Here is a 16,086-nt window from a genome sequence, read left to right as displayed (position 1 = left end):
ATCAGGCGTTTTAACCAAACTGCCCCTGACAGAACCAGCCTGCCGACATCGTGCCGCCATGGCCGTAAAACAGCCACAGTCGCTCACCCTGTTCGGTGACCACCACCCAGTAGTCACGCACGCCGCTGCGCCAGTTGGGGTCATCCAGCCACCATTCGGGTGCGATCCGTTCCGGACCGGTGGCCTGTGCCAACTGCCAGTCGCGCCCGCGCCACCGAAAGGCGGCTGGAACATCCGGGGCTTCAGCGGCCATCACCGGCTCGGGCTGCCACATCTGCAACGGGCGCGGGCGCGACGGGGCAGGCCAGTCACGGGCGGGTTCCGACCACGCCGCCGCCAACGTCTGCGCGGTTTTTTCGGGGATATGTGAGGCCGCCGGGTGCCGCCGGGTGATCACGTCCAACCCGACCCGGGCGCCCAGTTTGCCGATCAGATCATCTACGGCTGTATTGCCCTCCAGCCGCGCGCGGGCCACACGGCGCGCCTCGGCGTGACCGGCCACGGTGCGGGCATGGATGGGCTCGGTCTGGATCGCCTCAAGCCGCAGCATGTCGATGCCATAGCCTGCGTCGATCTTATCGACTTTCATCTCTAACAAAGGGCGAATGCGGTGTTTGTCATAGGTTGGACGGGCCAGACCAACCTTGATGATCTCGGCCGCCTGATCGGCGCGATGCGCCTCGAGCCGCAGGGTACGCACGCCGCGCGCCTTCTCTTCCAGCTTCGTGCACAGCGCGGGCAACACCCGGTCGATGGCGGCCATCACATCCTCGATCAACCCGATCGGGTTGGGCAGGGTCATCCGCACCGCAAAGTGATGCGGCGGACGCGCGGGGGATACCGGTTCGGGCGCGCTGCCCATCGCTTGGTCCAGTCTCATCACCAGCCCGCGCCCGAACCGTCGGGCGAGAGAAGCCCGGGGTTGGCCCAAAAGATCGCCGATCCGGCGTAGGCCCAGCCGGTTCAGTTGTGCCACAACCTGATCTTCCAGCCGCAGCGCCGCAATCGGCAGGGGGCTGAGCGCGCCATAAGATTGCCCTGGTGCTGCGATCCGTGCGCCGCCACCCAGGGCCATCACTTGCGGTGCAGCCCCACCCTTGGTCCAGTGTCGCCGTTTACCCGCCCGTGCGCGGGTGGCGCGGGCCTCTTGACTGATGGCATCACCGTTGCGATCTGATGTGGCCTCTTGCCCCGCATACCGCGCCAGCGCCCAGGCCGCGCCCAGCGTGTCGGCGATACCCATCTGAACGCTCAGCCCCATATCGGCGCAATCGGTTTCAATGACGCTCAGCAGCGCCTCCTCCCCGCCGAACAGATGCGTGCAGCCCGACAGGTCGACGATCAGACCATCGGGGATCTCTTCAGCCACCCATGGGCTGAACTTGCCGGCCCAGCGCCGCAACGCGGTCAGAAACGCGGCCTCGGCGGGGGCGTTGCGGTGTCGCGTGATCAGGGCCGCGCACATGGCATGGGCATCACGCACGGGCTGGCCCACACGCAGACCCGCGGCCTGCGCTTCTGCGTTCAATGAGGTGATCACCTGCATGTTCGACTGTTCCGCAACCACCGCCAAAGGGCCAACATGCAGCCCCCGCGCGGCACGGATCAGCCGTTCAGCCCCCAGACGGGGGAACCACAGTGAGAGTATTCGGCGTTTTGGCATTGGCAGACATCAAAATGTTCCCATTTTGTTCTTACCGTAGAATCATGCCTCGAGTCCACGCTTACCCGCAGGTCAGGCGTTGAATGATTCCGGCTCCGTTCACGAAAACATTCAGCCGGTCGATGCGATAATCCTGTGTGGCAATGTCATCAGGACCCAGAACACGCGACCGTTCGGGCAACTGGGCTTGGATGGTCGACACCGGTTGGCCGATGGAATCGGCAAAATCGTCGCCCAGGCAAAAGGCCAGATCAACCGGCGCGTCCGTTGAGGCGGGTGTTTCCACAGGTGCAGTCGTTTCAGCACAGCCTGCCAGCAGGACCAGCGCGGGAATAAATCGGTGCATTGGCGTTTCTCCTTCTGACAATGTCGTTACTGCAATATCAAACATTTAGCCAACCTGCCACCAAAGCGCAGTTGAAAACACCCTGCAATTGACGCAGGGTCGGGGCAAATAAGACAGGGAGACAACGATCATGCGCACCCGTGCCGCCGTCGCCATTCAGGCGGGCAAACCTTTGGAAGTGATGGATGTGAACCTCGAAGGCCCCAAGGCGGGCGAGGTTCTGGTCGAAATCAAGGCCACCGGCCTTTGCCACACCGACGAATTCACCCGGTCGGGTGCTGACCCCGAAGGCCTGTTCCCGGCCATTCTGGGCCACGAGGGCGCGGGTGTGGTTGTCGACGTCGGTCCGGGCGTCACCAGCCTGAAACCGGGCGATCACGTGATCCCGCTCTACACGCCTGAATGTCGTGAGTGCGAATACTGTCTGCACCCCAAGACCAACCTGTGTCAGGCGATCCGCGAAACCCAAGGCCGGGGCCTGATGCCCGACGGAACCTCGCGGTTTACGACTTTGGATGGTGACCCGATCCTGCACTACATGGGCTGCTCGACCTTTGCCAACCACACGGTTCTGCCCGAGATCGCGCTGGCCAAAGTGCGTGAGGACGCGCCTTTCGACAAGATCTGCTACATCGGATGTGGTGTGACCACCGGCATCGGCGCCGTCATCAACACTGCCAAAGTTGAGATCGGCAGCCGGGCTATCGTGTTTGGTCTGGGTGGCATCGGCCTGAACGTCATTCAGGGCCTGCGTCTGGCCGGAGCAGATCAGATCGTCGGCGTCGACCTGAACCCGTCAAAGGTCGAGATGGCGACCAGGTTCGGCATGACCGACTTCGTCAACCCATCCGAGGTTGAAGGCGATCTGGTGCCTTATCTGGTCAACCTGACCAAAGGCGGCGCGGATTACACATTTGACGCCACCGGCAATGTCGGCGTGATGCGCACGGCTCTGGAAGCGGCGCACAAAGGCTGGGGTGAATCGATCATCATCGGCGTGGCACCTGCGGGGGCCGAAATCTCGACCCGCCCATTCCAGCTGGTCACTGGCCGCTCGTGGCGCGGCACCGCCTTTGGCGGCGCGCGGGGACGAACCGATGTGCCCAAGATCGTCGACTGGTACATGGACGGCAAGATCGAGATCGACCCGATGATCACCCACACCATGGGTCTGGACGATATCAATCACGGCTTCGACCTTATGCATAAGGGCGAAAGCATTCGGTCGGTCGTCGTTTACTAAGACTCTAATACGAGACAATCCGCGTAATGCGGTTGAAAACGGCGCGCGGAATAGTGCGCCGTTTTTTAGTTTGACGTTTACTCCCCTGGCCGTGACGCCCCGGTATCCGACCGAGGTGACCGCACCCGCAGGACGGGCGTGTTGGCTGAGGTCGTGTTGGTTCTGCTTTCGCGCCACACCACGTAGACGCCGGATGCGATAATGACGCTTGCACCGACTGCAACCCAGACGTCCGGGCGTTCGCCAAAGAAAGCCATGCCGAAAATCGTGGCCCAGATGATCTGGCTATATTGACTGGGGGCAATAACCCCGGCGGGCGCGGCCCGATAGGCCAGAATGATCAGATGCTGGGCGATGACCGAGAAAACGCCTACCAATGCCATCATCGCAAGATGCAGCAGGGATGGTGGTTGATAGACGGCAGGCTGTGCAAGGCTCATCACCGCGATGGCCAACAACATGGGGTACAGGATCAGCACCGCCGATCGTTCCTCATTCCCGATCTTGCGCACCAACACAGATGCGAAGGCGCTGCAAAAGGCGGCTGTCAGGGCGGCCAGATGGCCCAGCGTGATATCTGTTGCGCCGGGGCGTAAGACAATCAGCACGCCGATCAGACCAACACCGACTGCGGCCCAGCGCTGGGCGCGGACCACCTCGCCAAGGATTGGGATCGACAGGACCGTCACGATCAGTGGAAAGGAGAACAGCAGCGAATAGACCTCGGCCAGCGGCAATACGGAAAAGGAGTAAAACGCGCAGGACATTGCGGTGACCATCAAGCCCGACCGCAGCAGCACCAGCCATGGGTGGCGGGGCAGGAAGTTCCCGGTTGTCCGGTCGGTCAGAATCGTGACGGCCATAGGCACAAAGGAAAACAGCGTGGCAAAAAAGATGATCTGCATCACCGAGTAGACGCCGCCGAGCGCCTTGATCAGCGCGTCATGGCTCGCAAAGACCGCAAAGCCCAAAAACGCATAGCCAAGTCCCCGAAGGGTGGAGTTCTGAGTGCTCATCGTTGTGGCCTCGGGCGATGTCTCGGTGTTGTGACTGTGCCATCACACCGCGTATGTTGCGGGTGGCTTGCCTTTGAGTAAACCCATTTTGGCTGCGCGCATAGTCCTTAATTTACCGCTAACATTGCATGGCCGCTATGACGCGGGATCACCGCAGGATCGGGGGTGCTTCCTTGGGTTGGCGTGCGGATTGAACACCGGCCTTCATTCCCACACCAATGCGGCGCGCCAGCGCGACCCACGGTATCGCGGTTTCAGGGGGCAGCGTCTGCGTCGCGACCTCTTCGAACAGATCCAGCCAATGGGCGAAGAACTCGGGCTTTACGTCGGGACGTTCGATATGGACTCGTTGCGGGTTGCCGTCATAACTGCGCTCGAACAAAATCGCGTTGCGCCAGAAGGCGGCGATCTTTTCCTCATGGGCGGGCCAGTTGTGGACATGTTTGTTGAAGACAGGTCCCAGTACTGTGTCCTCGCGCACGCGGGCATAAAAGGCGCGGACCTGCGCGTTGATCTGATCTGGCGTCGCGGGAAAGCGTGGGGGCAGGGTGGGTCTGGTCATTGGGATGGTCCGGTTTCGACTCTGTTCAGGGGCATTATCCCGTTCTGCGGTCATGCGACAGGCGTGGTTTTGTCGCGCGGGTCCGGTGTCAGAATATGCCGCAGCAGGGCGACGGGATGCGCCCGTAGGCTGAGGCGGGTGGCGACGTAGTCCTCGACCACCTGCTCGCCCAAGGTCATTTTCGGCAGGTAGGCCTCGGGTTCATCCAGCGCCTCCCCCTCCAGATCCTGCGAGAACAGCGGCAGGGGTTTGGCTGTGGCAATCGCTTTGGCCTGCCACAATGCCTCGCGCCGTGTCAGGTCGCAGGCGGCGAAGGCATCCGCCTCGGCCAGCCGTTCGATCACCGATGGTCCCAAACCGGCACGGCGCCAGACATCGTCGACCTGATGATAGCCATTGCCGCGCGCGGCTGTCAGCCAGCTGGCATCTTCCTCGCTGAGGCCCTTGATTTGGCGGAAGCCCAGTCGCAGCGCCAGCCCGCCCTGACCGTCAGGTTCCATCACATTGTCCCAAAAGCTGGCATTGATGCAGACCGGGCGCACTTGAACCTCATGCTCGCGCGCATCACGGACGATCTGGGCGGGGGCATAGAACCCCATTGGCTGCGAATTCAGCAGGGCGCAGGCAAATATCCCCGGATGGTGGCATTTGATCCAGGCCGAGGCATAGACCAGCAGCGCAAAGCTGGCCGCGTGGCTTTCGGGGAAGCCGTAAGAGCCGAAGCCTTCGATCTGCGAAAAACAGCGTTCGGCGAAGTCCTGTTCATACCCGTTGCGTTTCATCCCGCGCAGGAACAGCGCGCGGAATTCGCTGACATTGCCGTGCTTCTTGAAGGTTGCCAGAGACCGGCGTAGCCGGTCGGCCTGTTCCGGGGTAAAGCCTGCGCCGACAATGGCGATCTGCATGGCCTGTTCCTGAAACAGCGGCACGCCCAGCGTTTTGCCCAGCACCTCGCCCAACTCGTCCGAGGGGAAGCTGACCTCCTCCTCTCCGTTCCGGCGGCGGATATAGGGGTGGACCATGTCGCCCTGAATGGGGCCGGGGCGGATGATGGCGACCTCAATCACCAGATCATAGAAATTGCGGGGCCGCATCCGGGGCAGAAAGTTCATCTGTGCTCGTGATTCCACCTGAAACACGCCAATCGAGTCCGCCTTGCACAGCATGTCGTAGACGACAGGGTCCTCGGGCGGCAGGGTGGCGAGTGTATAGCTGGTCTGATGGTGCTGACCGATCAGGTCAAAGGCCTTGCGAATGCAGGTCAGCATCCCGAGGCTGAGGACATCGACCTTGAGGATGCCCAGCGTGTCGATATCGTCCTTGTCCCAGCAGATGACCGTGCGGTCCTCCATCGTGGCGTTCTCGATAGGAACAAGCTCGTCCAGACGCCCCTCGGTGATGATGAAGCCGCCGACATGCTGAGACAGGTGACGGGGGAACCCGTCGATCTCATATACCAGCATTAGAGTCTGTTTTAGACGGCGATCTTCGGGGTCGAGGCCAATCTCGCGCATCCGTTCCGCCTCAAGCCCCGCGGCGGAGAAGAAGCCCCAAAGCTGAGATGAGAGCGCTGAGATCGTATCTTCGGTCAGGCCCATCGCGCGGCCAACCTCGCGGATGGCGCGTTTGCCGCGATAATGCACGACCGTTGCGCAAAGGCCGGCGCGATGGCGGCCATAGCGGTCATAGATGTGCTGGATCACCTCTTCGCGGCGCTCATGTTCGAAATCGACGTCGATATCGGGGGGCTCATCCCGCGCCTCGGAGACAAAGCGTTCGAAGACCATCGTGCCCATCTCAGGGCTGACCTCGGTGATGCCGAGGCAGAAGCAGACCACCGAATTGGCCGCCGAGCCGCGTCCCTGGCAGAGGATGTCGCGCGAGCGGGCGAAATGAACGATATCGCGGACTGTCAGAAAGTAGGGTTCGTATTTCAGCTTGCCGATCAGGGCGAGCTCATGCGCCAGCATCTTTTTCGCCTTCTCGGACGCGCCTGCCGGATAGCGCCATTGCAACCCTTCATGCGCCAGACGATGCAGGCGTTGGGTCGGGGTTTCCTGCTCGCTGCCCTCACTGGGGTACTCATAACGCAGCTCGTCCAGCGAGAATGTGAGCTGTTCGCTGAGTTCATGCGCGCGGGCAACGGCCCCCTCATAACCTTTGAAGATGCGCAGCATCTCGGCCTCGGACCGCAGGCGTTGTTCGCCATTGGCCAGCGCCTCGCGGCCCAACTCATCGACCTTGCGGCGCAGGCGGATGGCGGTCAGCACATCCCCCAGCTTGCGGCGGCCCCCGTGATGCATCATCGGCGTGGCACTGGCGAGGGTGGGGATGTCGAGTTGTTTTGATTCAGTCTCTAATAAAAAGAAAAACGCGCTATCTGCGCCATCATACCGGGGGTGCATCAACAGATGCATCCGCCCGGCAAAGCGGCGCGTCAGCTGTTGCGCTTGTGTCCGCCATGCGTCCGCGCCGCCCGGAGACCGGGCCGTTTGCGGCCACAGCAGCAAGTGGAGGCCGTCGGAAAACTCCAGCAGGTCGGACAAGTGCAGGATGCAGTCGCCTTTTTCGGCGCGCAGGCGGCCTTTGGACAGGATACGGCATAGGTTGGCCCAGCCCTGCCGGTTCAGGGGCAGGGCGGTAACCGTGGGTGCGTCGGTAAAGATCAGTCGTGCCGCCGGTATCAGACGGGGCACCGCGTGGATCGGGTACGAGGGCGGTTTGGGGATGTGATCGGGGCAAGGCGGGCCTATGGAGGTGTTCTGCGCCTCCCACTCCAGCCGTTCGCGCACCTTGCGGGTGATCTCGCGCGCCTGCGTATGGGCGCGCACGATTCCGGCGACCGAGTTGTCATCAGCGATGGCGATGGCGGGCAGGCCCAGGGTGACGGCACGCTCCATATACTCCTCGGGGTGGGACGCCCCGGTGAGGAAGGTGAAATTCGACGTGATCGACAGTTCGGCATACATGACGATTCCATATTATATTCACGTTTTGTTCTTTTTCGAGTCCTTTGCGCAGGAAACGGGTCGATTGGGTTTGGTCCGATGGGCAATGTCGGGAAAAAGGAGACCTGAAATGTTCAAAATCACCGCATTGCCCACCGACGAAGTACGCGCCCTTCAGGCCGGTCACCCCGATTCCTATGGCGCAACGCCAGAACGGGTCGTTTCCACGGGTGCCGGTAACCCGTGTCGCCATTGTTTGCAGAACATTCCCGAGGGCGAAGAAATGCTGATCTTGGCCCACAGGCCCTTTTTAGAGACACATCCATATGCGGAAACCGGGCCGATCTTTCTGTGTGCTGCACTCTGTGAGCGATACGAGGGGCAAGACCTGCCCGAGATCCTGACCTCGTCGCCCGACTACCTTATTAAGGGCTATGGCACAGATGACCGCATCGTCTATGGCACCGGGGCGATCACGCCCACGGATCAGATCGGTGCAAAAGTCAGGGATATCTTTGCCCGACCAGATGTGGCCTACATCCACGTCCGATCCGCGCGAAACAACTGCTATCAGGCCCGAATCGACCGAGACTAAAGCTTGACCCTGTGCATCCCCCGGCGTGGCTGATCCGGATCAGCCGCCGGGGCATCCCCTGTGCGGCTGGACGTCAGGGCGAGGAACACATCCTCTAGATCAGCCTCTTCAGTGCGGACGTCGCGAATGCGGATATTGGCTGCGCGGACGGATTCCAGAACTTGCTCGGCGTTGGTTTGGGCGCTGCGATATTGCAGAACAAGGTTACCATCGTCGCGCAAGGCGGCTTCGACCCCTTCGGTTGCGGGCAGATCGACGATCGGGCTGTCAGGAACGATGACCATGGTGCGGCTATCCATTCGGCCCAGCAGGTTGGTGGTGCTGTCCTGAGCGATTTTTTCACCGTGGTTGATGATGGCAATCTCGTCACACATTTCCTGCGCTTCTTCCAGGTAATGGGTGGTCAGGATGATGGTCATGCCCTGTTCGTTCAGCTTGCGCACATTTGTCCAGAGCATCTGGCGCAGTTCGATATCCACACCTGCCGTCGGTTCATCCAGCACCAGGATCTTGGGGTGATGCACCAGCGCCTTGGCCAGCAGCAACCGCCGCCGCATGCCACCGGACAGCGTGCGGGCATAGGCTTCGGCCTTGTCGCTGAGACCGACCAGTTCAAGGATCTCATCGCTGCGGCGTTGGGCCTTGGGTACGCCGTACAAACCGGCCTGCACCTCCAACGCGCCGCGGGGGGTGAAAAACGGGTCAAGGTTCAGCTCTTGGGGCATCACGCCAATCGCGGCGCGGGACTGGCGCGGGTTGCGGTCCTGATCGTACCCCCAAATCGACACTGTACCCGCAGATTTCACCACCAGACCGGCCAGAATGTTGATCAGGGTCGATTTACCGGCCCCGTTCGGACCCAGCAGGCCAAACACCGACCCCCGTGGAATGCTCAGGTCTATGCCCTTCAGTGCCTGTTTCTCGGGCTGGCCCTTGCCACCCCGATAGGTTTTGCGCAGTCCATCGATCCTGATTGCCGCATCGGTCATGAGACCCTTGCCCCCGGTTTGCTCATCGCTCATAAACGCACCTAATGCATGCCCGCGAGGCCGACAACCAATGAAGGATCGCCAGCCGTGACACTTGATGCACCGGAAACCAAGATCGTCGAAACCGCACGTGTTGCCTGTGACGGCGGCGAAGGTGCATTGGGCCATCCGCGCGTTTGGTTGCAGATCCCCGAAGATACCGGCTGGGTCGAGTGCCCGTATTGCGATTGCAAATACGTACTGTCGGAGCACGACGCGCAATAAATTCGGAGGCCGGATGCTTTTTGCAGTGCAGCTTTTGCGGGTGTCCGATCAGGACCCGATTGCCAGCGGCGGACATCGAGACGTGTATGCGTGCCCGGGGCAATCTCACTTATTGGTAAAGGTGACGCGCCCGCGCAAACGGCCCAACCGATCCTTTGCAAAACGGTTGATCCGGCGGCTTCTGCCCGATTCTGTATTCCGCAATGCGCTAAAAGAAATCGAGGGCGAGATGAAGGCGGCGCTGAAAAGCGGCACCGACATCGAGCAACTGCCTTTGGCGCGATGTTTTGGCATAGCGCAAACCGACATTGGCCCGGCGATCATTGTGGAACGGATCGAATCCGATGACGGACAGCTCGCACATCCCCTTGCGAAGCTGTGCGAGGATGGAGCGCTGAGCGCTGATGTTCTGAGTGAATTGAACAGCTTTGCCCAAAAACTGTTTAAGCTTCAGATTGTTGCCCGCGATATTCACGAGACCAACATTGTCTACGGGCTGCGCAATCAAACCCGGATGTTTCTGCTGATCGATGGTTACGGAGAGCGCAATCTAATTCCCTTGCGCACGTTGAGCCGCAGATTGAACGACCGGTCGCTGCACAAGCAGATGAACGGCATCGCCGAGCGTGTGGGACTGATCTGGGACAGAACCGGGCAGGAATTCCGTGTCGCGTGATTGACGGCCTGCGTTGACGTTCCGGCACAGTTTTCCGGCCTCTTGTGTGGATTGACCACCTTCTTTGCTGGCCACCCGCGCGGGCCTGTGGCAGAACCGTTTCCAACCAGAACGGAGCGCGCGCATGAGCAATTTCGGAAAAGGGTGTCACCTGCATCTGATTGACGGATCGGCCTTTATTTTCAGGGCCTACCACGCGCTGCCGCCGCTTACACGAAAATCGGACGGACTGCCGATTGGCGCAGTTTCTGGCTTTTGCAACATGTTGCAGAAATATGTTGAAGGGAACGCTGGCCCGGACGCACCGACCCATGTGGCGGTGATCTTCGACAAAGGCTCGCACACGTTCCGCAACGATATGTATGACCTCTACAAGGCCAACCGTGAAGCGATGCCCGAGGACCTGCGCCCGCAGATGCCCCTGACACGCGAAGCAACGAAAGCCTTCAACATCGCTTGCAAAGAGTTGGAGGGGTACGAGGCCGACGACATCATCGCGACCCTTGCTGTGCAGGCGCGTGAGGCGGGCGGGCGTGTGACAATCGTAAGCTCGGACAAGGACCTGATGCAGCTGGTTGGCGGCGGTGTCGAAATGCTGGATGCGATGAAGAACAAGCGCATCGACCGCGATGGCGTGATTGAGAAATTCGGCGTTGGCCCTGAACGCGTGGTTGATGTGCAGGCACTGGCGGGCGACAGCGTCGATAACGTTCCCGGGGCTCCAGGCATTGGGGTCAAAACGGCCGCCCTGTTGATCAACGAATACGGTGATCTGGAAACGCTGCTGGACCGGGCCGAAGAAATTAAGCAGCCAAAGCGCCGCCAGACCCTGATCGAAAAGCGCGACCAGATCGAGCTGTCGAAGAAACTGGTGCAACTGGACGAGAACACACCGCTGGATTTCACGCTGGACGATCTTGAGGTGAAAGATCCCGAACCTGACACCTTGCTGGGTTTTCTGGCAGATATGGAGTTTCGCACGCTCACTAAACGGATCGCGGACAAGTTGGGTGCCGAAGCGCCAGCGATTGCCGATGCGCCGGCGCCGGCTGCTGAGGTGGTCGAAGCCGAGGCCATCCCGTTCGACGCGTCCAAATATGAATGCGTGCGAGATGCGGGTGCGCTGCAAAAATGGATCGACCAGGCGTATGAGCGCGGCTGGATCGCCGTGGATACGGAAACCACCGGCCTGAATGAAATGATAGCTGATCTTGTCGGCATCTCTCTGTCAGTTGAGCCGGGCGAGGCGTGTTACATCCCGCTGATCCACCGCGAAAGCGCCAGCGACGATCTGTTCGGTTCAGACGCGCTGGCTGAGGGGCAAATGCCCATAAATGAGGTTCTGAAGCTGCTGAAGCCGATGCTCGAGGATCCGTCGATCCTGAAGATCGGGCAGAACATGAAGTATGACGACAAGATTTTCGCCCGCTATGGCGTGAATGTGTCGCCCATCGATGACACGATGCTGATGTCCTATGCAATGCATGGGGGTGAGCATGGGCATGGTATGGATACCTTGTCCGAACGCTATCTGAATCACACGCCGATCCCGATCAAACCGCTGCTGGGTTCGGGTAAATCGGCGATCACATTCGACAAGGTGCCGATTGATGAAGCGACCGCCTATGCGGCCGAAGATGCCGATATTACTCTGCGCCTATGGAAGCTGTTCAAACCGCAACTGCATCAGGTGCAGGTGACAACCGTCTATGAAACGCTCGAACGCCCGCTGGTGCCGGTTCTGGCCGAGATGGAGATGCACGGTATCAAGGTTGACCGCGATGTGCTGAGCCGGATGTCCAATGCTTTTGCTCAGAAAATGGCCGGATTAGAGGCTGAAATTCACGAGTTGGCGGGCGAGAATTTCAACGTCGGTTCCCCCGCTCAACTGGGCGAGATCCTGTTTGACAAGATGGGTCTGGAAGGCGGCAAAAAGGGGAAGACCGGGAAATATTCGACCGGGGCTGACATTCTCGAAGACCTCGCGACCGAGCATGAATTGCCTCGGCGGGTGCTGGATTGGCGGCAATTGTCCAAGCTGAAATCGACCTACACCGACGCGCTGCAGACCCATATCAATCCAGATACGGGCCGGGTGCATACGTCTTATTCGATCACCGGAGCCAACACCGGGCGTCTGGCCTCGACCGATCCGAACCTGCAGAACATCCCCGTGCGCACCGAGGAGGGTCGGCGCATTCGCGAGGCGTTCATCGCTGAGCCGGGCAATGTGCTGGTCAGCCTCGACTACAGCCAGATCGAGCTGCGCATTCTGGCGCATATCGCTGATATTTCGGCTCTGAAACAGGCATTTTCCGATGGGCTGGACATTCACGCCATGACCGCGTCCGAGATGTTCGATGTGCCGCTGGATGAGATGACGCCGGATATCCGGCGTCAGGCCAAGGCGATCAACTTTGGTGTGATCTATGGCATTTCGGGCTTTGGCCTGGCGCGCAATCTGCGCATCCCGCGGGCCGAGGCACAGGGGTTCATCGACCGTTATTTCGAACGCTTCCCGGGTATTCGAAAGTATATGGACGACACTGTCGCCTTCGCTAAAGAGCATGGCTATGTGCAGACTTTGTTCGGACGTAAAATCCATACACCTGAGATTAACGCCAAAGGGCCTCATGCGGGCTTCTCGCGCCGGGCGGCGATCAATGCGCCGATTCAAGGAACGGCGGCGGATGTGATCCGGCGCGCGATGGTGCGGATGCCGGACGCGATCAATGGTCTGCCCGCCAAGATGCTGCTGCAGGTGCATGACGAATTGCTGTTCGAAGTCGCCGAGGATGCGGTGGACCCTTTGATCGATGTCGCACGCGACGTGATGGAAGGCGCATCTGATCCAGCTGTGAAGCTGGATGTGAAGCTGAGCGTGGATGCCGGACAGGGCGCCAATTGGGCCGAAGCACACTAGCTGCACAAAAGGGTGCGGCGCTGCTCATCAGGCCCGGCGGGCCCTCTTCGCAGCGGGTCAGTCCTGCGGTCTGACCCACCCCTCGACCATACGTTTTACTGTTGGTCCAAGGGTCAGGATGACGGCGAAGGCGATGGGCCAGCAAAAAGCCCAGGAGCCCATCCAGTCACCAAATGTGGACGGTCCGAAACCGACAGCTTTGACCGTGGCGATGCCAGTGACGATACAGGACATGAGGCCGGACATGATCAGTCCGAATACAGCGTGGGCCAAGCGGGCAGGGATCATTTCGGGCATCCTTAAGGTCGCGATGCCCCGGTTTTAGATATTTTCCCCCTGATTGCCAGACGGAATAGGGAATCTGGCGTCACATCCAGCCCAATGAGTGCACGGTTCTGGATGTTGACGGTGTGTATTCGGCGCTAACCCAACCGGAATATCCCGACGCCGTCATAGCGTTAAAAAGCTGAGCGAAATCCGTCGGACCGCGTCCCGGTTCAGAGCGGTCCGGGGCGGCCCCGACCTGAGCATGTACGACCCGTGGATGAAACTGTTCCCAAACCTGCAGCGCATCTCCGTGGATCATATGCGCGTGAAAGCTGTCATATTGCAGGCCGACATTCGGGCGATCCACACGATCCAGGATATCAGCAGCCAGGTTGTAATCATTGAGGAAGTAATCGGGCTGAGACACGGGGTTGAGCGGTTCAATCGTAAATTGTTGGTGCGGTGCAAGGTCGGCCGCCCATTGCAGGTTGTGCACCATGCATTCAAACGCGTCCGGTCCCGAGGAATAGCCTGACATGATGTGGATCAGCCCCGGGCGCAGAACCTGAGCATAGCGCAAAACACGGCGGATATCCGACTGGAACCGGTCTTCACCACCGGGAACAGCGGCATAACCGGGATCACCGCCGGTGTAATTGGGTGGGGGTGCATTGATCAGCACCAGATCCAAACCGTTGGCCAGCAACGCGCGGTGTGTCTCTTTGGCGGCCAGGTCGTAGGGAAATAGAATCTCGACCGCCTTGAACCCGGCCTCTGCGGCGGCCTGAAACCGGTCCAAGTAGGGAAGCTCGGCAAAGAGCAGAGAGATATTGGCGGCGAATTTTGGCATCGGAGGCCTTTGGTTAGCTGGTGCGCTGACCTTATCCGCGAGGCGATTTTAACGAAAGAGACTGAAAACGACAGTTTGTCGAAATTCGACCAGATCGGCCTGACTGAATCAGCGAGGGTCGGGGCAACGCGGCGAATCATTTCAGAACGCCGTGCCAACAAAAGGTTCGAACATAATGGCGATGAGCCCAGACCCCGCGCGCGGGAACGCCCTTTCTGCGCCTGCCGGCCAAAATTCGGCCTTGTCCGGAAACGGCTTGGCAGTGGCGTCCATGCTGACGTGGGCGGCTGGGTTTCCGGCGGCCGAGGTGCTGTTGCAGACATGGCCGCCAGTTGCGCTGTTGGTTGCGCGCATGGCCATGGCTGTTGCGTTTCTACTCCCGATTTGGGTCATGATAGATGGCCCGGAACGGGTTCTGCGCGCCCGTTGGGGACATGCGTTTGTTGTCGGCGGGTTTGGCATCGGTCTGGGGATGTTTCTGCTGATCGTGGCGCAAAAACTGACGGACCCGGTCACAACGGCCATCATTGCCTCATGCGCGCCATTGATTGCGACATTGCTGGAACTTGCGTCTGGTACTCGGCGACTCAAGTGGAATTTTGCTGTTGGGGTTCTGATCTCGGTAGTGGGTGGATTGATCGCCACCAGCGCGGTAGCCCCGGCACAGTTGGGTTTGGGCGCGGCCTGTGCCGTTGCAGCGACAGCCCTGTTTTGCTGGGGTAGCCAGGCAACCTCGCGAGATTTCCCCGAATTAAGCCAGACCGGGCGCGCAGCGGTCACATTTGTTGGCGGGTTCTTCATGGCAACCATCCTGATAGCCGGAGCACTTCATCTGGGCATGGATATCGTGCCGTCCATTTCTATCGACACGCGTCAAATTGGGATGCTGGCGATCTATTCGCTGATTTCCATGGCGCTCAGCCAGATCCTGTTTGTTGCATCGATAGGCAAACTGGGCGTCGCGCTTACGTCCTTTCACATCAATGTCGCCCCCTTCTACGTGATGCTGATCATGCTGGTGCTGGGCGAAGAGTGGAACTGGACCCGAGCGCTGGGCGCGGGGGTCGTGGCAATGGCTGTTGTTCTGGCACAGGATCGTCGGGTCGCAAAACCGGCCTAGTCGGTCAGGCTGTCCGACCGGATAAGCGGGAAAAACTGCCCACTGGACCAGACGCCAAACCAGCCATCTTTGTGCGTTGCGATGTCCACAAGACGATAAAAGCTTTTGCGATCTATGCGCGCCTCAAGATTTGCGCGAACCAATACGTAAGGTGACGGCTCGTCTGTTTCGGGATCGATGACAATCCGGATCGGGTGATCAGGACCAGCTATCGCGGTATCACCAACACGGGTCGTAAATGTCAGTACTTGGGCCTGACCCTCGCCTGCCGCGTCAAAATCCACGGCCACAAAGGGCGCATCCTCGACAGTGATTCCCACCTTTTCCACCGGGGTCACAAGGTAGTATTTCCCGTCTTCTTTCTTAAGAATTGAGGAAAAAAGCTTCACAAGCTCGAACCGGTTGATCGGCGACCCTAAATAAGTCCAAGACCCATCTTTTGCGATATGGATGTCCAGATCGCCGCAAAACGGAGGATTCCACAGGTGAACAGGGGGTAAACCCCTGGTTTTGGCCGCCTTGACCGAGGCCGCCAGCCCGTCCGGAGAGGGGGTCACAGGTTTTTGTCCGCTCATTGCTTTTGCCATTTCCTTTTCGCGCGATACACTTCAACCATAATAGCCC

15 protein-coding genes are annotated in these 16,086 nt (G+C 59.9%); 6 read left to right on the top strand and 9 right to left on the bottom strand.

Translation table 11 applies throughout. From position 1 onward, the window contains the following. Positions 1-10 precede the first annotated feature (10 nt). Positions 11-1,663, bottom strand: coding sequence for a DUF6504 family protein (locus tag AC2FIO_RS10155; RefSeq protein WP_496697354.1), 1,653 nt, complete (start codon positions 1,661-1,663; stop codon positions 11-13). A 61-nt stretch (positions 1,664-1,724) separates the two neighbouring features. Further along, a complete protein-coding gene (locus AC2FIO_RS10150) occupies positions 1,725-2,009 on the bottom strand; it encodes an I78 family peptidase inhibitor (RefSeq protein WP_058272899.1) in 285 nt (94 codons plus the stop codon). Positions 2,010-2,139: 130 nt separating this feature from the next. On the opposite strand from AC2FIO_RS10150, the gene AC2FIO_RS10145 reads away from it, so the two are divergent. Next, complete coding sequence (locus tag AC2FIO_RS10145) at positions 2,140-3,252, top strand: S-(hydroxymethyl)glutathione dehydrogenase/class III alcohol dehydrogenase (RefSeq protein ID WP_058272862.1); 1,113 nt, start codon at positions 2,140-2,142, stop codon at positions 3,250-3,252. A 77-nt stretch (positions 3,253-3,329) separates the two neighbouring features. Here the strand turns inward: AC2FIO_RS10145 and AC2FIO_RS10140 are convergent, their stop codons facing one another. The 3 genes from AC2FIO_RS10140 to AC2FIO_RS10130 form a co-directional block, all read right to left on the bottom strand. Next, positions 3,330-4,268 (bottom strand): DMT family transporter, encoded by a 939-nt coding sequence (locus AC2FIO_RS10140; protein WP_058272863.1) that lies wholly within the window; start codon positions 4,266-4,268, stop codon positions 3,330-3,332. A gap of 148 nt (positions 4,269-4,416) precedes the next feature. Further along, positions 4,417-4,830, bottom strand: coding sequence for a group III truncated hemoglobin (locus AC2FIO_RS10135; protein WP_496697350.1), 414 nt, complete (start codon positions 4,828-4,830; stop codon positions 4,417-4,419). Positions 4,831-4,880: 50 nt separating this feature from the next. After that, positions 4,881-7,799 carry an error-prone DNA polymerase gene (locus AC2FIO_RS10130; protein ID WP_282170123.1) on the bottom strand — a complete coding sequence of 973 codons (2,919 nt, stop codon included), beginning with the start codon at positions 7,797-7,799 and terminating at the stop codon, positions 4,881-4,883. A 109-nt stretch (positions 7,800-7,908) separates the two neighbouring features. Between AC2FIO_RS10130 and AC2FIO_RS10125 the strand changes: the two genes are divergently transcribed. Next, positions 7,909-8,373 (top strand): DUF1203 domain-containing protein, encoded by a 465-nt coding sequence (locus AC2FIO_RS10125; RefSeq protein WP_496697348.1) that lies wholly within the window; start codon positions 7,909-7,911, stop codon positions 8,371-8,373. Here AC2FIO_RS10125 and AC2FIO_RS10120 read toward each other — a convergent pair. Next, entirely contained in the window at positions 8,370-9,362 is a 993-nt protein-coding gene (locus tag AC2FIO_RS10120; protein WP_496697642.1) for an ABC transporter ATP-binding protein, read from the bottom strand. The genes AC2FIO_RS10125 and AC2FIO_RS10120 overlap by 4 nt on opposite strands. A gap of 87 nt (positions 9,363-9,449) precedes the next feature. On the opposite strand from AC2FIO_RS10120, the gene AC2FIO_RS10115 reads away from it, so the two are divergent. From AC2FIO_RS10115 to polA, 3 genes are all read left to right on the top strand, one after another. Next, positions 9,450-9,626, top strand: coding sequence for a zinc-finger domain-containing protein (locus tag AC2FIO_RS10115; protein WP_082637212.1), 177 nt, complete (start codon positions 9,450-9,452; stop codon positions 9,624-9,626). A 13-nt stretch (positions 9,627-9,639) separates the two neighbouring features. Next, on the top strand, positions 9,640-10,302 hold the full coding sequence (locus tag AC2FIO_RS10110; protein WP_282170125.1) for a YrbL family protein: 663 nt from the start codon (positions 9,640-9,642) through the stop codon (positions 10,300-10,302). Between the two features lie 124 nt (positions 10,303-10,426). Beyond that, on the top strand, positions 10,427-13,225 hold the full coding sequence (polA, locus tag AC2FIO_RS10105) for a DNA polymerase I (RefSeq protein ID WP_496697344.1): 2,799 nt from the start codon (positions 10,427-10,429) through the stop codon (positions 13,223-13,225). Positions 13,226-13,282: 57 nt separating this feature from the next. Here the strand turns inward: polA and AC2FIO_RS10100 are convergent, their stop codons facing one another. Further along, positions 13,283-13,513, bottom strand: a complete 231-nt coding sequence (locus AC2FIO_RS10100; protein ID WP_082637211.1) for a DUF2798 domain-containing protein — start codon at positions 13,511-13,513, stop codon at positions 13,283-13,285. 79 nt (positions 13,514-13,592) lie between these two features. Continuing rightward, a complete protein-coding gene (locus AC2FIO_RS10095) occupies positions 13,593-14,342 on the bottom strand; it encodes a hydroxypyruvate isomerase family protein (RefSeq protein ID WP_496697342.1) in 750 nt (249 codons plus the stop codon). A gap of 175 nt (positions 14,343-14,517) precedes the next feature. Here AC2FIO_RS10095 and AC2FIO_RS10090 point away from each other — a divergent pair, with 175 nt between their 5' ends. Then, entirely contained in the window at positions 14,518-15,462 is a 945-nt protein-coding gene (locus AC2FIO_RS10090) for a DMT family transporter (RefSeq protein WP_496697340.1), read from the top strand. Here AC2FIO_RS10090 and AC2FIO_RS10085 read toward each other — a convergent pair. Beyond that, positions 15,459-16,037 (bottom strand): DUF1285 domain-containing protein, encoded by a 579-nt coding sequence (locus AC2FIO_RS10085; RefSeq protein ID WP_496697338.1) that lies wholly within the window; start codon positions 16,035-16,037, stop codon positions 15,459-15,461. The genes AC2FIO_RS10090 and AC2FIO_RS10085 overlap by 4 nt on opposite strands. Positions 16,038-16,086: the final 49 nt, after the last annotated feature.

It is taken from the genome of Ruegeria sp. CDSB086 (assembly GCF_059611065.1).
The sequence above is the reverse complement of the archived record's forward strand: the minus strand, read 5'-3'. Positions and strand labels throughout refer to the sequence as shown.

Coding starts and splice junctions, on each gene's coding strand:
- AC2FIO_RS10140 (WP_058272863.1), bottom strand. CDS start 4,268: ATGAGCACTCAGAACTCCACCCTTCGGGGACTTGGCTATGCGTTTTTG.
- AC2FIO_RS10135 (WP_496697350.1), bottom strand. CDS start 4,830: ATGACCAGACCCACCCTGCCCCCACGCTTTCCCGCGACGCCAGATCAG.
- AC2FIO_RS10090 (WP_496697340.1), top strand. CDS start 14,518: ATGGCGATGAGCCCAGACCCCGCGCGCGGGAACGCCCTTTCTGCGCCT.
- AC2FIO_RS10085 (WP_496697338.1), bottom strand. CDS start 16,037: ATGAGCGGACAAAAACCTGTGACCCCCTCTCCGGACGGGCTGGCGGCC.
- AC2FIO_RS10120 (WP_496697642.1), bottom strand. CDS start 9,362: ATGACCGATGCGGCAATCAGGATCGATGGACTGCGCAAAACCTATCGG.
- AC2FIO_RS10100 (WP_082637211.1), bottom strand. CDS start 13,513: ATGATCCCTGCCCGCTTGGCCCACGCTGTATTCGGACTGATCATGTCC.
- AC2FIO_RS10130 (WP_282170123.1), bottom strand. CDS start 7,799: ATGTATGCCGAACTGTCGATCACGTCGAATTTCACCTTCCTCACCGGG.
- AC2FIO_RS10125 (WP_496697348.1), top strand. CDS start 7,909: ATGTTCAAAATCACCGCATTGCCCACCGACGAAGTACGCGCCCTTCAG.
- AC2FIO_RS10155 (WP_496697354.1), bottom strand. CDS start 1,663: ATGCCAAAACGCCGAATACTCTCACTGTGGTTCCCCCGTCTGGGGGCT.
- AC2FIO_RS10110 (WP_282170125.1), top strand. CDS start 9,640: ATGCTTTTTGCAGTGCAGCTTTTGCGGGTGTCCGATCAGGACCCGATT.
- AC2FIO_RS10095 (WP_496697342.1), bottom strand. CDS start 14,342: ATGCCAAAATTCGCCGCCAATATCTCTCTGCTCTTTGCCGAGCTTCCC.
- polA (WP_496697344.1), top strand. CDS start 10,427: ATGAGCAATTTCGGAAAAGGGTGTCACCTGCATCTGATTGACGGATCG.
- AC2FIO_RS10145 (WP_058272862.1), top strand. CDS start 2,140: ATGCGCACCCGTGCCGCCGTCGCCATTCAGGCGGGCAAACCTTTGGAA.
- AC2FIO_RS10150 (WP_058272899.1), bottom strand. CDS start 2,009: ATGCACCGATTTATTCCCGCGCTGGTCCTGCTGGCAGGCTGTGCTGAA.